Here is a 17,869-nt window from a genome sequence, read left to right as displayed (position 1 = left end):
GGCCCACCGAGTCCGACGCCCGAAAACGACGAAGCAATGGATGCCTTCGGCAAATCCTTACTTAACGGGCGCGAAGCGTTCTACGACAAAGCCGATGCCGTCATAAGCCCGCTCATGCGCTCGGCCAAGTGTTTACAAAACCTGTTAGTACACGTAACAATGCGAGCAAAACATATAGGGGGGTGGCGAAGTTGATTGCTTGCGCGCTGCTGTTCCTGGTCTCCAGTCATCACGCGTGAGGGCCGTTGCGCTCAACTTCATGAACCGTACCCATCGACTCGTTCTCAATCGCCGCACCGGCGCTTGCCAAGCCGTTCCTGAGACCGCCAGTTCGTCGCGTGGCGGCGCGCCGGGCTCCGGGCTCGCGGTGGGCGCGGCTGTCGCGTTGCTGCTCGGGCTGGCGGCCGCACCAGCCCAGGCCCAGCAGACCGCCTGGATCGGGCCCGCTTCGGGCAGTTGGTTCACGCCGGCCTACTGGGACATCGGGGCCCTGCCCACCGCGTTCGACGACGTGTACATCGGCATCGGCCCCCCGTCCGGCGTCCTGGTCAGCGCGAACGCTCAAGCGGCGCGAGCGAACTTCGTGGTCGTGGGATACGGGGGTGACGGCAGCCTGTCGCTGAGTGCGGGAGGCCAGCTGTTCGCGGGCCGGACCTTCCTTGGGGTCAATGGCAGCGGCGTCTCGACCGTCGACGGCGCGAACACCTTGCTGTCCACCGGTGGCCTGCTGGTGGGCTACAACGACATCGGGACGTTCACTATCGGCAATGGCGCCAGGGTGACTACCGGTGCCGGCGGGCCGGGCAATGGGTACGCGGTGCAGATCGGCGTCGGGCCAGGTGGCGCGGGCACACTCAACCTGAACGATGGAGGCACGCTGGAATTGGGGGGCGCGGGTGCCATGCCCGACGTGGGGACCGGCGCGACCGGGGTCTTCAACTTCGCCGGCGGGACGCTGCGGGTTATCAACGCCGACCTCACCGCCGCCATGCCGGCCAAGCTCAGCAGCACCACGTCCACGGTCGACACCAACGGCTACAACGCCACGCTGTCGGGGGCGCTGTCGGGCAGCGGCGCACTGGTCAAGACCGGTGCAGGAACGCTGAGCCTGCTCGGCGCGAACACCTACAGCGGCGGCACTCGGATCGACCAGGGGGTGCTCGCCATCGCCAACAGCGCGGCGCTGGGCCTTTCCTCCTCCGAGGTGAGGCTCTCAAACGGAGAACTGCGTGGCACCGCCTCCACCACGGTGAACAACCAGCTGACGCTTGCGGGGCCTGCGACGGTATCGGCCGCGACGGGCACGACCCTGGAGTTGGCCGGGCCGCTCTGGTTCAATGCGGACTTCAATGTGGGCGCCCCGGGCCAGACCGGCATCGTGGCGCTGGCCTCGGGCTCGGGCGGCTATTCGACACCAGGCCGCATCCGGGTGAACTACGGCACGCTGCGCATCACGGGCCCACTCTTTGCCTTCCTGGCGAATGCGGCCCCGGAGACCGCGGTCGCCGCGGGCGCGGTACTCGACCTGAACGACCGAGCGTCCTCCGCCGTTCCCATCGCTAACCTGCGCGGCGGCGGAACGCTGCGCACCGGGACACTGGCCACCACCACGGTGGGTGTGGCGGCCGGCGATTTTTCCGGGGTGGTCGAAGGTGCGGGCGGTATCGCCCAGGTCGGGAGCGGCACACTGACGCTGCGAGGTGCCAACACCTACACCGGCGGCACGAGTGTCAGTGGCGGCACGCTGGCGCTGGCGGGCACCGGCTCACTGTCGAGCACCGGTGCGGTCATGGTGGACGCAGGCGCCACCTTCGACGTGCAGGCCATCACCGGCTCGGGCACCGGCATCGGCTCTCTCGCCGGTGCGGGCACGGTAGCGCTGGGCGCCAAGTCGCTGCAGGTCGGCGCCAACAACATCAGCACCAGCTTCGCCGGCAGCATCGGCGGCACCGGTTCGCTCGTCAAACAAGGTACCGGCACTCTCACCCTGAGCGGTGTCAACGGCTACACGGCGGGCACGGTGGTCAACCAGGGCGCGCTGCAGCTGACCGGCGGCGGCTCGCTGGCGGGCACGGGAAGCATGACGGTCGCCGTTGGCGGCACCTTCGGGCTGTCGGGGCTGCTCGGCGCTGGCACGACGATCGGAGAGCTGTCCGGCGCGGGAACGGTCCAGCTCGGCGGCAAGACCTTGGCGACAGGCACGAACGCAGGCAGCCCGTCGACCTTCTCCGGCGTCATCGAAGGCGTGGGCGGCTCACTGGTGAAGCAGGGCAGCGGCACGCTGTGGCTCGACGGCGCCAACACCTACACCGGCCTCACTAACGTGAGCGCGGGCAAGCTGGTGGTGGGCAGCGACGCCACAAAGTCGGGCGCGCGCGTCGAGGGCGCGGTGAGCGTGAGCGCCGGTGCCACCCTGGGCGGCCACGGCGGCATCGGCGGCAACGTGGCGATCGATTCAGGCGCGCACCTGTCGCCGGGCAACTCCCTGGGCACCCTCTCGATCGACGGCAACCTGACCCTGGCCAAGGGCAGCGTGCTCGACTTCGAATTTGGCGCGGCAGGCAGCAGCTCGTCGGTGCCGGGGCTGAGCGACAGCGTCGTGGTCGGCGGCGACCTGGCACTCAACGGTGCCACCCTGAACATCACCGACTCCGGGGCCATGGGCCGGGGCCTCTACAACCTGTTCAGCTACGGCAACGCACTTACGCAAAGCAACGGCGGCATCGCGCTGGGCACGGTGCCGGTCGGCAGCTTCGCGCTCCAGTACCTCGCGGGCAGCAAGCAGGTCAACCTGATCAGCTTCGATCCCAACCAGGTGCTGAATTTCTGGAACGCCAACGGCCTGGCCAGCCCGACGCAACTCGGCGGCGGCAGCGGGATCTGGAGCCTGGCGCAGCCGAGCTGGACCGACGCGCAGGGCTCGGTCACGTCGGTCATGCAGCCGCAGCCCGGCTTCGCCATCTTCGGCGGCGCAGCCGGCAGCGTGGTGGTCGATAAATCCGGCGGTGCCGTGTCGGCCAGCGGCCTTCAGTTCGCGAGCAACGGCTATGTGCTGTCCGGCGACGCGCTGACGCTGGTGGCCGATCCCGCTTCACTGGGCCCCGTGGAGGTGCGCGTGGGCGACGGCAGCGCTGCCAGCGCCAGCTGGAACGCCACCCTCGCCAATGTCATCGCCGGCAGCGACGGCCTGGCGAAGACAGGGGCCGGCACGCTCACGCTGCAAGGCGCCAACACCTACACCGGCGGCACGACGGTGCGCGCTGGCGCGCTGGAGATTTCGTCGGACGCCAACCTTGGCGCTGCAAGCGGCAGCCTCACGCTCGACGGCGGCGCGCTGCGCATCGCGGCGGGCACGGCGGCGCTGGTGTCCGGGCGCAGCGTCACGCTCGGCGCGGCCGGCGGCACGCTGGACCTGAGCACCAACCTGCTCGCCTTCCTGGGCGGCGTTGGCGGCAAGGGCGCGCTGACCGTCACAGGCGCCGGTGGAACCCTGTCATTCAACACGCCGAACACCTACGAAGGCGGCACTACGGTGCAGGGCGGCGCCAGCATCAGCATCGTCGGCGGGGGCACCCTGGGCACCGGCGCAGTGCAGCAGCAGGGCAGCGGCACGAAGATCGTATTCGCCAGCGGGTCCAGCGCCGGCGCCAACGGCTACAGCGTGGGCCGCGCGGGCAACCCCGACACGGGCCACCTGCTGTCGTTCACGCAGGACTCCACCGCGGCATCGTCGAAGCTCTTCGTGAATGGCGCAGGCTGGCAGGCGGGCGGCGTCAACTCGCTGCAGTTCGGCGACACCAGCACCGCGGCCACGTCCACGATCGCCAACCGGGGCGGCACGGTGTATTTCCAGCAGAACGCCAGCGCGGGCAGCGCCACCATCATCAACGGCGATAACAGTTTGCTGAGCTTCGTGGGTGCGGCATCGGCCGGCACCGCGCAGATCGTCAACCAGAGCGGCGGCCTGGTGCGTTTCGGGGACACCGCGTCGGCCTCAAAGGCCAGCATCGCCAACGCGGCGGGCGGCGTGGTCGACGTGTCGGGCTCCACGGTCGTCGGAGGCGTCGAGTTCGGCGCGCTTTCGGGCGCGGGCTCGCTGGTGCTGGGGGCCACGCAGCTCACGCTCGGGCGCGCCAACACCGACGACGTGATCGCCGGCGGCATCAGCGACAAGGGCAGCCAGTTCGTCCAGCCCGGCGCGGGCACCGGCGGCTCGCTGGTGAAGGTCGGCAGCGGCACGCTCACGCTGTCGGGGGCCAACAGCTACACCGGCGGTACCGCACTGCACCAGGGCCGCCTGAACGTTGGCCACAGCCAGGCGCTGGGCACCGGCGCGCTGTCGATGGACGACGACACCACGCTGGGCTTCAGCGCCGATGGTGTCGTGCTCGCAAACGCCGTGAAGCTCACGGGCCAGAACGACCCAATCATCGACACCGGCACATTCAGCGCCACGCTGGCGGGCGCGATCACTGGCGGTGGCTTCATCACCAAGCAGGGAAGCGGCACGCTGACGCTCTCGGGCGCCAACACCTACACCGGCGCCACCAACGTCGCCCAGGGCACGCTGAAGGCGGGTGCGGCGAACAGCTTCAGCGCGGCATCGGCGCACTCCGTGGCCGTCGGCGCCACGCTCGACCTCGCAGGCCTCAACCAGAGCGTGGCCTCGCTCGCCAACAGTGGCACCGTGTCGCTGCTCGGCACCACGGCGGGAACCACGCTCACCGTCAACGGCAACTACGTCGGCAATAACGGCATTTTGAAGGTCGGCACCGCACTCAGCGGCACCGGCCCGTCCGACCGCCTCGTCATCAACGGCGGCACCGCCAGCGGCAAGACGAGCGTGCAGGTCACCAATCTCGGCGGCCTGGGCGCGCTCACGGTGGGCAACGGCATCGAGGTGGTCACAGCGCAAGGCGGCGCCACCACCACCGCGCAGACCACGAAGGACGCCTTCTCGCTGACTGGCGGCCATGTCGACGCGGGCGCTTACGAGTACCGCCTGTACGCGGCCGACGCTGCCGGCGCGGGCGAGAACTGGTTCCTGCGCTCGAGCATCCCCTCCGCGACCACGCCTGTCCTGTCGGCGATCACCTACCGGCCCGAAGCGTCACTCTTCGCCCCACTGCCGAGCCAGCTGCGCCAAGGCAACCTCTCGATGCTGGGCGACCTGCGCAAGCGCGTGGGCGACGACGACGTGAGGGGCAGCGCAACCACGCCGACCGGCTCCGATCGCCGCGCTTGGGCCCGCGTGCTCTCCTCCGACATCGACATCCAGCAAGGCGGAGCCGTGTCTCCGAACAGCAAGGGTCGCCTCGCCGGCTTCCAGGCCGGCACCGATCTGCTGGCCACATCGAACTGGCGAGCCGGCCTGTACGTCGGCCAGCTCGACGGTGACGCGCGCGTCAGAGGCTTTGCCAGCGGCATCGAGAACCTGGCCGTAGGCCGCAACGACCTGCGCAGCCAGTACGTGGGCATCTACGGCACCTACACCGCGGACAGCGGCTTCTACGCCGATGCCGTAGTGCAGGCTGGCCGCCACCGCTACACGGTCGAGCCGCTGCTCAGCGTGGGCACCGGCGGCAAGGGCAACAGCCTGCTGGGCTCCATCGAGGTGGGCCAGGCCTTTGCGCTGGGCGCCAGTGGCTGGAGCGTCGAGCCGCAGCTGCAACTGATTCACCAGCACCTGGACCTGGACAACTCCGTCATCACGGGTGCGGTGGTGCAGCCGCAGGCCGACAGCGGCTGGATCGCACGCGCAGGCGTGCGCCTCAAAGGCAAGATCGACACCGGCATGGGCACGCTGCAGCCGTATGGCCGCTTCAACGTCTACAAGACCTCGAGCGGCGCGGACATAGCGCGCTTCGTGAACGGCGCCACCACCACCGACATCGCAGCGCCTACGGGCGGCACGAGCAGTGAACTGGCAGGCGGCTTCACACTGGCGTTGAGCCCTTCGACCAGCCTCTATGGCGAGCTCGGCAAGCTGTGGGCCTCGGGTGGCAACGCCAAAGTGAAGGGCTCGGTCAACGGCTCCTTAGGCGTGCGAGTGAGATGGTAGGCGCAGCATATTTAGCGCATCGTTTGCGCGAGGGGCAGCTTCTGGCCGGGGGGGCGTCATCCAGCCTCACCAGCACCGGCATCAACTTCGCCGGCCGGACGAATGCCGAGCGTCGTGCCACTTCTCGAGGCCGGCTCGAGGGAGATTGCAAACGGACGGCCACTGTACGTAACCGTGCGTTCGCCAGCGGCGTCCACCGCGTCAGGTCCAAACAAGGCTCCGATTCGCGCGTAGACGAGAGCATAGAACTCACCAGGAACTTCAAACAACGGCGTCCCTGTGACATCCGAGCCGCCATACACGTATGAGCTTGTTGCTGGGCTCGGCGAGGGCAAGAACAAGTTGCGATGCCCCGCAATGGCTGATTCCTCCAAGACCTTCCCGGTGATGCGCGTCACATAACCCACTGGTGCGCCCGGGGTAAGTCGGGGCTTCCAGCAGCGATGGCCTTCCCTTCGGGACTTCGGCTTCGCGGTTCAAACGGGTCTCCTGAGAAAAACTGAAGGTAGGTTTCGAACGTCCGGTCCTGGGCCGACTGTAGCCGGTCGCACATGCGTTGCGAAGGGTCCACGCTAGTCATCGTCAGGGCGTAAAGCGGTCACTTGAATACTTGAACGACGAATCCAACCTTGGGATGTTTATCCGACTGGCGCAGCCGGAGTTCGTATGCATCAGCCATGGCGTGTGCGAAGCTAGAAGCTTTCATCTCCTTTGAGTGCGTGATGGTCAAAAAGACAACGGAACAGAAAAATGCACAGGAGCGTCGCTACATTGCAGCCAGTGGGGCAGCCAATGCGGCTGAGCTTGAGCCCTTTTTGACCGACCCCAATCAAGGTATCCGCGCCGTAGCTGCTATGAACCCGGATGCGAACGCAGAGATTCTGGATCGGTTCGCGAACGACAAGTTCTGGGGTGTCCGAATGGAAGTGGTGCGCAATGCCAACGTCAGCCCATCCACCTTGCGCAGGCTGTTGGAGTCTGACACGCGCAAACGCGGGTAGTGCACCACGCAGCGCGAGCGAAGCTGGAAGAGCGCGGTGTGAAATTTGGTGCTGATGGCATGCCGGAAGATGCGGTGTAGAACATAACGCAGCGTCCCTGAGCCCCTCTTGTTGTAAATGCGCCCCGAACGCCGGCTTCCAGGTGAATTTGGTCACCTCGGCGAGTGGCTGGTTTTGGCGGCTCCGGCTGTTGGTCGCATTCTGCCCGTGCCGTGCCGTGCCGTGCCGTGCCGTGCCGGAGCGCCGATCGAGCGACCCTCCGCGCTGACCGACGAAAGCTCAATGGCGCGTTGACGAAAGAAGAGTGTCGTTCCGCATTGGCCAAAGCAGCCTGGAAACCCTTCACCGTAGAGACCCGAGGGCGCCCATAGCGCCCTTTTCTTCACCTCTTTGTCTCTGCGCCTCGCGTTAGTCCGCTCGGCCTCTCCACAGGGCTGCCACGGGCCTCGCCGCGCCTCCCGCCGCCACGAGGGCCGGCCCCGCCGGCGCGCGGTCTAACCCCCACCGAGCCCGCACGCTTCGGGTGGTTGCTTTTACGACCTAGTCGAGCGCTGGCCAGCCGCACCAGTGTTGAGAGGTCGCGCGTTTTCACATGTGGTTTTATTGCCCGTTTTTATGGGTTTGCATTTCAGCACGCCGACAGAAAGGCCGTGCGGGGGCGTCCGGCCATGCCGCACCTCTCTGACCTCCCGCCGATGCTGCTCGACGAGCGGCCGCTCAGCCTCGGTGTCAGCACTGCTACGCTCGGAACCAAATCTTGAGCGTCACATACATCGCATAGCTCAGGCCAAAGACCATCCACGCGAGGAAAAACATGTTGGCCCAGTACTCGCCAGCATTGGCCGCCAAGGTGTAGATCTGCATCTTGCAAGCTTTGCCAACGCATGGCACTTCACCTCGCACCAGCGCGCGCAAAAACGCGAACAAGAGATAGCAGGCCACGCCAGCACACAGGAGTAATCCCGCTGGCCCCACGACCCCTTCGGTGCGGTTGCCACTTTCGTCCCAACGCCTTTTGCGAAGCAAGTTTTGCCCAAGCCTGTACCAGGCAAATCCGAGCAAGAGCATTAGCGTGTAGTAGAGGGCGGTACGCATGTCATCGACTCGTTGGGCTGCGAGAAAGGAGGAAGGGCGGCGTCAGGATCGTATCCGAGCAAGAAGCCCGGCCGGGTCAACGGAAACGCGCGCTTGAAGCTGACCGAGCGGCAGGGCGCCATTCGGCCCGAGCGCTTCAAGCGCCCGTAGGAAAACGCTACTTGAGGTCGTGCCTGAACCGGGCAACAACGTAGGCCCGCATCGCAGCTGCCAGCGGCGTTGGACCTTCGATCCAGCCGCCGCCGGTACCGCCGCTCGCGCGCACCGGCAGGCGGCCGACTGCGACGGCGCACCAGGTCGAACCCTTGGCCGGCATCGGAGCGACCTGGATGCCATCGCGCTCGATGATCGGTCCGCCGATTGCCCAGTCCGTCGACGGGCGGAAATCGTCGTCGGCGGCCTTTCCATCGGCCCTGGCCACCCAACGATCCAGCGCGAGGCCTAGGAGGTCGCTGGCGCGCTCAGCACTCAATGCAGCGAGACCTTGGCTCCATCCACGGCCACCATCACGCCCGGCGTGCCTTCCGCGACCTCGACGGGCACGCCCATGTGCTCAGTGACGTCCGCGGCGGCGCCGCCTATGCCGGCGCGCCGCGAGTCCACGTAGCCCTTGTGCTGCTCGGGCGTGAGGATGAATTTCTTTGGATAGGCGTTGCCGGTTGCCTTCCAATGGTTCATGACGGCTTCGGTCATCGAGAGAAAAAGGGAGGCCATCGCGTCAGGCCTCCGCGCGCTTGCGCAGGATTTCGACCGGCCCGATACCGTCATAGACCACCTCGCCCGTTTTCAACGAGGCGACTGTCCAACGGTCACCGGGAGTGATCTTGTAGTCGCCAGGCGTCAGTGGCAATTCGCGCTCGTTGCGGGCTTTGTCGCTGTACCAGACCGGCGTGGAGAGGATGGTGGCGTCGGAGGGGGAGGGGGAGGGGAAAAAGTCAGCTTGGCTCATGGGGTGGATTGTCGCGGGGGCCAGCTCCAGTTCACCGCGGCAGCGGAATTGCCGGCAGGCCGTAGCGGGTGCGGATGACGGCGTCGCTGACTGGCGGCTCGTACTGCAGTTCGCACACCCACTCTTGGATCACCCAGCAGTACTCGACGCGCTCGTAGCCGGTGAACTTCAACTCGCTGCCGCCGGCGCAAATCAGGCGAGGTTCGAAGAGTTGGAGATTGCCCTTGTCGCCCCCGTTGACCGACAGGACCACAACCTTCCGTTCGTCATGCGCCTCTTTCAGCGTGGTCGTCAGATGCCCGACGACCAAGGCTGCTTGGCGGTTCCACGGCTGGATTCGCCCCTTGACGCGTCTGGCCGAAACCTCTGCTTTCAAGGATTCAAACTGTGGAGCGACTCAGAACGGCACAGGGCCATAGTTCGCGCGGATCAGGTCGCCCGCGCTGCCGTCGCGCGCGGTGCGCACCTGATCGCCAACGGCGGCGCACAGCTCGGCGATGCCCTGGGCGAACTCCAGTTGCGCCGTCGACAGTTCAGCGCCTTCTGCGATAAGCCCGACATCGGTGGCCAGCAGGCGGAACTTGGTCGCGGCGCTCGTGAGGGTATCGGCGGCGCCGGTGCACGAGTTGAAGTGCTGGCGCGCGACCTCCTCGGGCGGCCGGTGGCCGACGACGTGGTGCAGGGCGGTGCCTTCCGTGTCCGCGATCTCGTCGTCCATGCGGCCGTTGGCCAAGCGGCTCCACTCGCTCACGTAGCGCGACACCCAGTCGTTCCGGGCCGCGGTGCGCGCCCGCTGAACGTCGAACATCGCGGGCTGCGAGTTCTGGTCATAGCCTTCGAGCTGCACGATGTCCGGCGTGGAGGTCGGAGCATGGATTTGGGAGGAAAGGGGCTGCATGGTGAACTCCTGAAAATACTGGATGGGCATACAGTATTATTCCGAGCAAGGAGCTTCGTCAACTGCCTTTGGTGTCGCAAAATGTGATCGGAAGGACCACCCATGTGCAACCAGTACCGGACTCCTGAATCGGCCGAGGCGGAGCGCTTTTGGCGCATCCCGGAGGGCCGCGGCCGCACGCCGCTGCTTCCGCCGATCAACGTCTTCCCGCGGTCTCAGGCGCCGTTCATCCGCCGCGCGCGGCACGAGACGGGCTACGAGCGCGAGCTGGTCGTGGGACAGTGGGGCCTCATCCCCTGGTTCGCCAAGGAGCCGAAGCTCAAGTTCCCGACCAACAACGCGCGCAGCGAGGAGCTCGAGGCGAAGGCCAGCTACAAGGACCCGTGGAAGCGCGGCCACCGCTGCATCATCCCGGCCGCCAGCTTCATGGAGCCGAACTGGGAGAGCGGGAAGAACCAGTGGTGGCAGTTCCGGCGCGCCGATGGCACGCCGTGGGGCCTGGCCGGCCTGTGGGCCACTTGGACCGACAAAGCGACGGGCGAGGTGTACGAGAGCTACACGATGCTCACGCTCAACGCCGACGAGCATCCCCTCATGAACCGGATGCACAAGCCGGATCCGAAACTGCCGCCCGACCAGCAGGACAAGCGCAGCGTGATCCCCATCGAACTGGGCGACGTCGACCTGTGGCTGGCCGGCACGGTGGAGGAGGCGAAGCAGCTGCTGCGGCTGCCGGCAGTCGAGCTGTTCGAGGCAGGGCCGGCTGCCGCCTAAAACTGTTCCGCAAAAAAGTGGCCCGCGCCGGCATTGGCTTTCGTGACTACTATTCCTCTACAATTGCGGGACAGTTTTCGGCCTAAGTGGTTGATTTATTTGAAAACCGCTGGGGCCTTTTAATCCGTTGGTCACTGGTTCGAATCCAGTACGTCCTACCAACTAAAAGGCCGCATGGCCACCGAAGTCTGCTATGAAAATGGTAGTGGACTCTTTTTCTTTCCGTTCTGTTTTTCTACGATGTAGTGGCGGATGTAAGGAAATCTCGCATGTGACGAGACGAGCGAGCGAGGCAGGTAGCACGCGCACTTGTCGCTCACTTCGCGCCCGCTACGCAGATCGCCGAGGCTCACGCGGTTTTTATTCCAAGTCCTCGTCACGCCAGTTTGGGGCCAACAAGGGCATCGCGACCGGCAGATAGACGGTTGGACGTGCATCGCAGGCTCCTTCGAGGCGCAGATAAAGCAACGAGATGGCCGCTCGGAACTCCATGGCTGGACCGACAATTTTCTGCCTTCCCCCGTCGGTCAGCCATTCGAAGCCGCTGCTTGCTCGAAGCGGGGCAATCAGATCGCGGACTCGGTTGCCGTTCTCACCGCTGGTCAGGCTGACGCCGCGGAGCCTATGGGCAAAATCGTTTCTAATCCGCCGAACCAACGTGATCGCATGCAATAGGTCTTTGTCGATGAGACCCAGTCGATAGCAAATCGTCGCCCGTGCGCTGAAGGTACCAAGTGGCTTGTCTTGGCCCAAAAGTTCATCCGCTTTCGTGTCTGACGGCAGCAGCACACCAGCAAGCAGTTGAAAAAGAAGCGCGTCGATCTTCGCGGCCCCCAAGATCACTGCTGCCCGATCAGACTCGGCGACTAATTCCGTGAAGAAGCGCTCGAACTCCGCATGTTGCTTTGTCTCGTCCTCCGTCAACGGACGCTTCGCCTTCTGAATCTGTTCAGCATCCATCATCGGAATTGGCTTCTTCATTTTCGCTCCTTAACAGGCTGCTGAAATACTCCCCCGCCAAGCGAGCCACCCTCTGGGGCGAGAAGTTGATTTTCACATGGTGCGTCAGGCAGCAATTTCTGAAGCCGTTTTCGCTTTTTTGAGGGAGCGTCTGGGGGCGTTTGCGTGCCTCAGAGCGCCTGCTGACGGATTTGCCCCCGTGAGCGCATGCGCGTCAAGTTGTAGGCCGTCATCGTCAGCACGAACAGATGGTCCACGCGCTGAAGGCCACGCACCATCACCTGGCGAATGCGTCCTACCGTCTTGGCCCAGCCGAAGCCCTGCTCGATGAGCTTGCGCTTGCGCTGTGAGAGCGCGTAGCCCTCGCTCGCAGGAGCTCTCGCGCCTGATCTACCGTGACCAGCAGCGCAAGACGACATCCCTGAAGACGTACACGATGCGGTCACTGGTCACGCCGGGGCTGGGATGGTGGCGCGCGACTACGGGCAAATGCCTCTGGTGCGCATGGCTGCCGAGATCGCTCGCTAGCCATCGAGCGCGGTGTTGTTGTCCGCGTAGAAGAATGTAGGACTGACGATGCCGCGCAGTTCGGGGCCTAGCTGCCGGTGGCGTGCTAGTTCACCGGTGATGGTCGGTCGCGGAGGTTGAGGGAGCGAGGGCAGGCGATTGCGTAGCGGGCCGCCTTCCGCTCACGTCGAGGTTGAGCCTTTTCAGGCGCCCGAGCTGTCCCGAGCCCGCATGATGGTCTGGCGGCTTGTCTTCATCGCACGGGCCACTGCGGCCACGGATTCGCCCGCAGCGAGGCGTTGAGCTACCTCTGCTATCTGAGGGTGCCCGAGCGTTGATGGACGCCCCAGGGCTTTTCCTTCGGCTTTGGCGCGGGCTAAACCGGCCTGCGTGCGCTCGACCAACAGGTCGCGCTCGAACTCGGCCACGGCGGCGATCACCCCCATCGTCATCTTCCCCGCCGCACTGGTCAGGTCCACTCCACCTAGCGCGAGGCAATGAACGCGAACGCCCATGCCCGACAGTGCTTCAACGGTGGCGCGAACGTCCATCGCGTTTCTTCCCAGGCGATCCAATTTGGTTACGACGAGCACGTCACCAGCCTCCAGCTTGTCCAGAAGCTTGCAGAATCCCGAGCGCTCAGCTGTCGGCATTGAGCCCGAAACGGTTTCCTGCACGATGCGCTGGGTCACGACTGAGAAACCAGCTGAAGCTATCTCGTGCAACTGATTCTCTGTGGTCTGGTCTGTAGTGGAGACGCGGCAATATGCGAAGACTCTGGACACGGCGTGCTCCTGCGTACGAAAAGGGAGTCCGAATTGTGATGAATGTCCGAAACCCTGTCGAGCTAGGTTTTGGACATGCCTTGGGAGGGCGTCCGAAACCGGTCATTTCCGAACAGGGGTGAAAGCGTATTGCGCATCATGTAAATACACGTTACAAACCGAGCGTCCGATCCATCTCTGCCTGCCCGAATTGCAACATTGCTTGCAACTCTTCAGTCCGCGTAGGATAATCATCGGCTTTACCTTTTTTGGCACCCTCCAGTCATGTACAACATCGAAGGCGAACTTGATGCTGTCTTGGGTTTTCAAACCCAGGTTGGATCGCGTCGGCATGGGCACTATGACCATGATGCGCATGGCATGACAGGCCCGATGGGACGTGTCCAGGTAAGGCGTAAGAAAGCTGATAACACAGCACCTGTTCAAAGCTCAAGCGGTTGTTCCGTAATTGTCCACCTGACCCGGCATCCCGACACCGGCGAAGTCATTCGCGCGTAGCGCCCGGACTCGCCAACGATGAAAGTCGCAATCGTTGGCGAAGACTATGTCCTCTCGGTAGCACGGACAGACGATCTGAGCGGGCATACGGTCAAGCTTTTTAAAAGCGTAGATGCAGCCCTTCAAAATTGGGGAGCATCTACTCGCTCAAGCCCAATTTTCGCCCTCAACAAAAGCAAGTTTCCTGATCTTAGGAATTTGAATTGCTCTTTCTGCTTTATCGGCCCTCTCTACCCGGGTCGGTTGCCGCCGGGGCTCCCAGCTTTTCTAACCTTTGGGATTTATAACCTTTTACTCTTGGCGACAAACCACGAGGAAGAAGTTAGGCTCAATACGTTTCTTGTTTCTCTAGATAAAACCGTTGGCTGGGAAGGCTGGAAAGTTTCCAACGGTTCGATCATGCTGGTCGTGCCAGGGCCTAGGCAAGATACAAACGACGGCCCTCTCGACTCCGGACCGATCCTGGGCTTGCCTGAAGGGCTTGAATCTGTTGCACAAGAATACCGAACACTTGTCGCTGCCACTCGCGCAAAAGGGCAAGCCTCGCTAGCCGGAGTAGATGAGGAGATTGCCACATTTGACTTTGGTTTTCGAAAAACGCTCGAAAACCCAAAATGGCGAGGTGTTGCAAAGGCGCAGTGGCTAGTAAATGTCAATGCTGCTCTATCCAGGTTTTCCTCTCAAACCTTTGCCGGTACTTCTCCAATCCTAGGTACGGAATGTCATTATTGGACGCACTCGTTGCTAGGAATTGGAATGGCGGCGCAAGCGTTGCTGTCCATTCGCAGGCAGGTGCAAGGTACGGCGGCTACCGCAGACTTTAGAGGGCGCCTGCTAGCTCTAAAAAACAAGCCTCCCAACTCAGTGCGTTTGGAAAGGCTTGCGATATCTGACGGCTTTTGGCAAATACATCATTTGCCTGACGCGAGTGCCCGCGCTGACGGAAAACGAATGCCCCTCATCGTTTGTTTCAGCGGTCGCGATGGCTTCAAAAGTACCACCCATACGTTAAGTGTGCCTCTTGAGGTAATTACGGCGGCGAATACCGTTGGTTGGACTTTGAGAACGGTTACGCACGAACTGTCACACGTTTTCGTCGATGGACTTATTAGCAGTATTCTTCCGGCGTTTGATAACTCGTCGGAGTTAAATCGAATAATGCAACTAATCGCCGGAAACGCCGAGCCGGCGAACTCGTACGAGCAATTGCAAGCGTATTTTTGCTTCGCGCTATGTCTGGTCGTGACGGAGGACGATAACGATATCGAACTAAATGGTAGCGACTCCTTATTGTCCGTCATCGAGGATAGCTATGGGGAAGCATCCGAAGTCCTCACGCACGTGTTCGACTTTCTCTATTTCTACCAGCGCGATCCCAAGACATACATTTCAGCTATTTGGGGAAGCTGGGATGTAATTCCCAACATCAATGACCGGATCAACGAATACATTACGCGAACTTTGTGTGCGATTTTGATCGAACATTTGACTATTGCACAACCTTTCGATAGCGCTATTGCCCAACTCTTGCAAGAGTTAACTTCGTTGCGATCTCATTTTCCCGACGGCCCTTACATAGGTGTGGCGATTGACCGGTTAACGAAGAATAAAGAGTTTTTCAAGAAAAGATTGCAGCACTTGAGTCATCTGGTGCGCATAAGTTTTTCCTACTTCTACAGCCCAGAAGTAGCCGCTCAACTAGCTCGCGCTAGCCGTGGTACGCGCTCTGAGCCGAAGCTATTTCAGCCGGGAAGTCAAATCGATAACCCCCTGCGCTTTATCTACGATCACTCCGGATCGTCCACGCTGACGAACACTCCCGATGGGAGGCGGTCCGCTTGGATCATGGCCCAACTGGCTTTTTCAGAGGGAAACCATGCCAACTGAATTCGAAAACGTAGCTGGCTATCTTTGTCGACTTTCCGAAGAGGAAAGTGCAAAGGACTTGTTTGCCCAAAAAAAGGAAGTCGGGAACTGGCAAGTAATTATTGAAAACGCTTGGTACTCCTTTGATTGGGACACGCCGAGTGGCGTGCATAAATTTCTGCTTCGTGACGGGAAAGATCGGTTCATGCTAATGACTGACGATCACGTTCGGGTTAATAACTTTTTCGCCATATGCGGGATTGAAAACCGTATTGAAAGGCCGCGAGTTGCTATCGCAAGCTTCGTGAAAGATCTAGTCGCTCCCGTCAATGAGCCTGAAAGGGAGCGCCCTGGCCGAACCTATCGAGTAAGTTCGATCTTCGCCTCTATTGATGGATACGGACGATCTCTAAAGACCGTGGCTTTATGGGGCGACGATCTGTTAAATGCAGCACTTTTTAACACAATCCTGTCGCAGGTTTCTCCGTACCGTGTAACGGTGCGCGAGTTGTTAAGAGATACTGATATCGTTAGCGCAGGCTCCGGAGGCGAAGTGAACTTTCTCTACCGCGGAGCTGCCCAGCTCAGAAAAGTAGATAGCTTTTTCCGTTACCTCAAGCAACATGGCCTCATAAAATGGGCGTGGGCTCGCTCTGGAGGAGATGAATGACAAAGGTCAGCACAAGGCATTCTCCCGATATCTGGCGTGACGAGGAATGGCTCAAGGACTTTTTGGCGGAGCAATTAATTCGCGGAAGGCTTTCTCTAGTGCTTGGGGCAGGAGTCTCGATGGGCATCGGACTGCCTTCATGGGATGAGTTGCTAGAAGCACTGTTTAAAAGCACCTCGTTAACAAGAGGCAAAAACCAGACGAACGAGATTGCTGCGGAAGAAGTGTTGCGCAATGGATTTTCCGGGGATCGGATAAAATTTGCAGAGGCAATACGAAAAGCGCTTTATGAGATTGTCAATTCAGATCCGACAAGTATAGATAGATCGCCTCTTATGGGCGCTTTGGGCGCGATGGTAATGTCGTCGTCAAGAGGGAAAGTATCCAATGTGATAACTTTCAACTTTGATAACTTACTCGAAGAATATCTAGAATCCCGAGGGTTCGTTGTTCGATCGGTAGACATGCTACCGTCTTGGTCTGATTATGGCGATGTGACTGTTCTACATCCGCACGGTTTGCTGCCCAGAGATTTCGGCGTTGACCTGCAGCGCGGTGTGATCTTCACTCAATATGATTACGCTAACATCATTGGGCAAGAGAAATTGTTATGGCGACAGCGGGTTTCTGATATTTTCCGGTCAAATACGTGCTTGTTTATTGGTCTTTCAGGTACAGATATGAATCTAATGAGCATGATTCAGCCTATTAAAGCCGAGCACTCTAGTATGCCCGATCATTTTTGGGGGATTAGGCTTGCAGGGCCCACCGATTCGCTTGGATCGTATTGGGAAGATCGAGGGGTGGTTAGTCATAAGGTTGGAAGCTATGCGGATATTCCGCTGCTGCTGCTAGAAATCTGCAAGAGAGCGGCGAAACTTAGAGCGGTCGGGTAGTCAGTATGGGCGGTGATCGTTTGAGTATCTGTTTACCTGCTGCAGGCCGTATAGGTCCGACGGCTCTGACGTAAGCAGAGGGGAGCCGAATCCGTATCTAGCGTTCCTCCTCCGGCTCGATAGCGGCAGGATCGGTACACCGATCTGGTACACTTTGCAGCGTTTACTGGTAGAAAAAACTCTATTAAATCAACGGTCTAGCGAGGTCGAAGGCGTGTCGGTGGTTCGATTCCGCCCCAGCACCAACATTACTTTCGCGGTTGTCCGCGTAAGTCAAAAAGCCCTAAGTAAATCAACGAGCTTTTTTCATTGCGCTTGCCTCCGCATCGGTCCGGGTGCTTCCGAGACATCGTGCAGTAACTGCTTCAGTAATCGCGCCTTCAGACCAAAAGGCGAGTGAAAGTGACTGCAAGGTGGCAAATCCAAATCTCCGCCCACCGTTCCCGAAGTAGGGCTGTTGCTGGACATCATCGGGAACGACCGCATGCTCATGCAGCCGGCACCGAGATAAACCGGTGCCTAATCGGGGCCTGGGAATCCCGACAGCGTCGGCACATTGCCAGTGCCTCGCCAGTCGGTCGTGCCGCTGTTACCCTAGCTGCCGCGATGATCAACGGGGAATCACTTCAGCGTGAAACCCTATGATGAACAGAGCAAGTCTCTACGCACTCCGCGAGCGCGCTTTCTGGGCCCAAGGCCACCTGTGTTTCTACTGCCGACACCCTGTGGCGCCGAGGCGTAAAGGCGTTCGCCGCCGAACATGGCATCTCGCGTGACCAGGCGCGAATGTTTTTCGGCTGACTGCTGAGCACCTGACCGCGCAGGTGGACGGCGGGCGCACAGTCGCTTCGAACATCGTGGCTGCTTGCTACTACCGCAACCGCGGACGTCACGCCCTGTTTACCGGTT

General features: G+C 61.6%; 15 protein-coding genes and 1 pseudogene. 7 read left to right on the top strand and 9 right to left on the bottom strand.

The window, feature by feature from the left end; all coding sequences use genetic code 11:
• Positions 1-259 precede the first annotated feature (259 nt).
• Complete coding sequence (locus BM013_RS38580) at positions 260-6,061, top strand: autotransporter outer membrane beta-barrel domain-containing protein (RefSeq protein WP_143098490.1); 5,802 nt, start codon at positions 260-262, stop codon at positions 6,059-6,061.
• A gap of 722 nt (positions 6,062-6,783) precedes the next feature.
• Positions 6,784-7,062, top strand: a complete 279-nt coding sequence (locus BM013_RS38575) for a hypothetical protein (protein ID WP_218153730.1) — start codon at positions 6,784-6,786, stop codon at positions 7,060-7,062.
• 738 nt (positions 7,063-7,800) lie between these two features.
• Here the strand turns inward: BM013_RS38575 and BM013_RS38570 are convergent.
• From BM013_RS38570 to BM013_RS38545, 6 genes are all read right to left on the bottom strand, one after another.
• A complete protein-coding gene (locus tag BM013_RS38570; protein ID WP_093135672.1) occupies positions 7,801-8,157 on the bottom strand; it encodes a hypothetical protein in 357 nt (118 codons plus the stop codon).
• A 157-nt stretch (positions 8,158-8,314) separates the two neighbouring features.
• The gene (locus BM013_RS38565; RefSeq protein ID WP_093135670.1) at positions 8,315-8,629 is read right to left on the bottom strand and encodes a phage protein NinX family protein; all 315 of its coding nucleotides are present in this window, start codon (positions 8,627-8,629) and stop codon (positions 8,315-8,317) included.
• Positions 8,626-8,850 carry a hypothetical protein gene (locus tag BM013_RS38560; protein WP_256221880.1) on the bottom strand — a complete coding sequence of 75 codons (225 nt, stop codon included), beginning with the start codon at positions 8,848-8,850 and terminating at the stop codon, positions 8,626-8,628. The genes BM013_RS38565 and BM013_RS38560 overlap by 4 nt, the downstream gene beginning before the upstream one ends.
• Before the next feature lie 25 nt (positions 8,851-8,875).
• On the bottom strand, positions 8,876-9,106 hold the full coding sequence (locus BM013_RS38555) for a hypothetical protein (protein WP_093135666.1): 231 nt from the start codon (positions 9,104-9,106) through the stop codon (positions 8,876-8,878).
• A 31-nt stretch (positions 9,107-9,137) separates the two neighbouring features.
• Complete coding sequence (locus BM013_RS38550; protein WP_143098489.1) at positions 9,138-9,482, bottom strand: hypothetical protein; 345 nt, start codon at positions 9,480-9,482, stop codon at positions 9,138-9,140.
• Positions 9,483-9,503: 21 nt separating this feature from the next.
• Positions 9,504-10,004: a hypothetical protein gene (locus BM013_RS38545; protein ID WP_143098488.1), complete on the bottom strand. Its 501-nt coding sequence runs from the start codon at positions 10,002-10,004 to the stop codon at positions 9,504-9,506.
• A 102-nt stretch (positions 10,005-10,106) separates the two neighbouring features.
• On the opposite strand from BM013_RS38545, the gene BM013_RS38540 reads away from it, so the two are divergent.
• On the top strand, positions 10,107-10,778 hold the full coding sequence (locus BM013_RS38540) for an SOS response-associated peptidase (RefSeq protein ID WP_093135659.1): 672 nt from the start codon (positions 10,107-10,109) through the stop codon (positions 10,776-10,778).
• 360 nt (positions 10,779-11,138) lie between these two features.
• Here BM013_RS38540 and BM013_RS38535 read toward each other — a convergent pair whose 3' ends face one another.
• The 3 genes and pseudogenes from BM013_RS38535 to BM013_RS38525 form a co-directional block, all read right to left on the bottom strand.
• Complete coding sequence (locus BM013_RS38535; protein WP_143098487.1) at positions 11,139-11,759, bottom strand: hypothetical protein; 621 nt, start codon at positions 11,757-11,759, stop codon at positions 11,139-11,141.
• 149 nt (positions 11,760-11,908) lie between these two features.
• Positions 11,909-12,106, bottom strand: a pseudogene (locus tag BM013_RS38530) (transposase); the annotation flags it as partial.
• 342 nt (positions 12,107-12,448) lie between these two features.
• Entirely contained in the window at positions 12,449-13,030 is a 582-nt protein-coding gene (locus tag BM013_RS38525; RefSeq protein WP_093135654.1) for a recombinase family protein, read from the bottom strand.
• Positions 13,031-13,294: 264 nt separating this feature from the next.
• Here BM013_RS38525 and BM013_RS41015 point away from each other — a divergent pair, with 264 nt between their 5' ends.
• The 4 genes from BM013_RS41015 to BM013_RS38520 are packed head-to-tail and all read left to right on the top strand — an operon-like array spanning position 13,295 to position 16,960.
• Positions 13,295-13,528, top strand: coding sequence for a hypothetical protein (locus BM013_RS41015; RefSeq protein ID WP_143098486.1), 234 nt, complete (start codon positions 13,295-13,297; stop codon positions 13,526-13,528).
• 18 nt (positions 13,529-13,546) lie between these two features.
• Complete coding sequence (locus BM013_RS41010) at positions 13,547-15,415, top strand: hypothetical protein (protein WP_143098485.1); 1,869 nt, start codon at positions 13,547-13,549, stop codon at positions 15,413-15,415.
• Positions 15,405-16,064: a hypothetical protein gene (locus tag BM013_RS41005; RefSeq protein WP_143098484.1), complete on the top strand. Its 660-nt coding sequence runs from the start codon at positions 15,405-15,407 to the stop codon at positions 16,062-16,064. The genes BM013_RS41010 and BM013_RS41005 overlap by 11 nt, the downstream gene beginning before the upstream one ends.
• On the top strand, positions 16,061-16,960 hold the full coding sequence (locus BM013_RS38520) for an SIR2 family protein (RefSeq protein ID WP_093135651.1): 900 nt from the start codon (positions 16,061-16,063) through the stop codon (positions 16,958-16,960). The genes BM013_RS41005 and BM013_RS38520 overlap by 4 nt, the downstream gene beginning before the upstream one ends.
• The last annotated feature ends 909 nt before the right edge of the window (positions 16,961-17,869 follow it).

This window comes from Variovorax sp. OK605 (assembly GCF_900115445.1).
GTDB lineage: Bacteria > Pseudomonadota > Gammaproteobacteria > Burkholderiales > Burkholderiaceae_C > Variovorax.
This window is presented reverse-complemented; position numbering and strand designations above follow the sequence as displayed.

Coding starts and splice junctions, on each gene's coding strand:
- BM013_RS38580 (WP_143098490.1), top strand. CDS start 260: ATGAACCGTACCCATCGACTCGTTCTCAATCGCCGCACCGGCGCTTGC.
- BM013_RS38540 (WP_093135659.1), top strand. CDS start 10,107: ATGTGCAACCAGTACCGGACTCCTGAATCGGCCGAGGCGGAGCGCTTT.
- BM013_RS38555 (WP_093135666.1), bottom strand. CDS start 9,106: ATGAGCCAAGCTGACTTTTTCCCCTCCCCCTCCCCCTCCGACGCCACC.
- BM013_RS38535 (WP_143098487.1), bottom strand. CDS start 11,759: ATGAAGAAGCCAATTCCGATGATGGATGCTGAACAGATTCAGAAGGCG.
- BM013_RS38520 (WP_093135651.1), top strand. CDS start 16,061: ATGACAAAGGTCAGCACAAGGCATTCTCCCGATATCTGGCGTGACGAG.
- BM013_RS38545 (WP_143098488.1), bottom strand. CDS start 10,004: ATGCAGCCCCTTTCCTCCCAAATCCATGCTCCGACCTCCACGCCGGAC.
- BM013_RS41005 (WP_143098484.1), top strand. CDS start 15,405: ATGCCAACTGAATTCGAAAACGTAGCTGGCTATCTTTGTCGACTTTCC.
- BM013_RS41015 (WP_143098486.1), top strand. CDS start 13,295: ATGTACAACATCGAAGGCGAACTTGATGCTGTCTTGGGTTTTCAAACC.
- BM013_RS38560 (WP_256221880.1), bottom strand. CDS start 8,850: ATGACCGAAGCCGTCATGAACCATTGGAAGGCAACCGGCAACGCCTAT.
- BM013_RS41010 (WP_143098485.1), top strand. CDS start 13,547: ATGAAAGTCGCAATCGTTGGCGAAGACTATGTCCTCTCGGTAGCACGG.
- BM013_RS38575 (WP_218153730.1), top strand. CDS start 6,784: ATGGTCAAAAAGACAACGGAACAGAAAAATGCACAGGAGCGTCGCTAC.
- BM013_RS38570 (WP_093135672.1), bottom strand. CDS start 8,157: ATGCGTACCGCCCTCTACTACACGCTAATGCTCTTGCTCGGATTTGCC.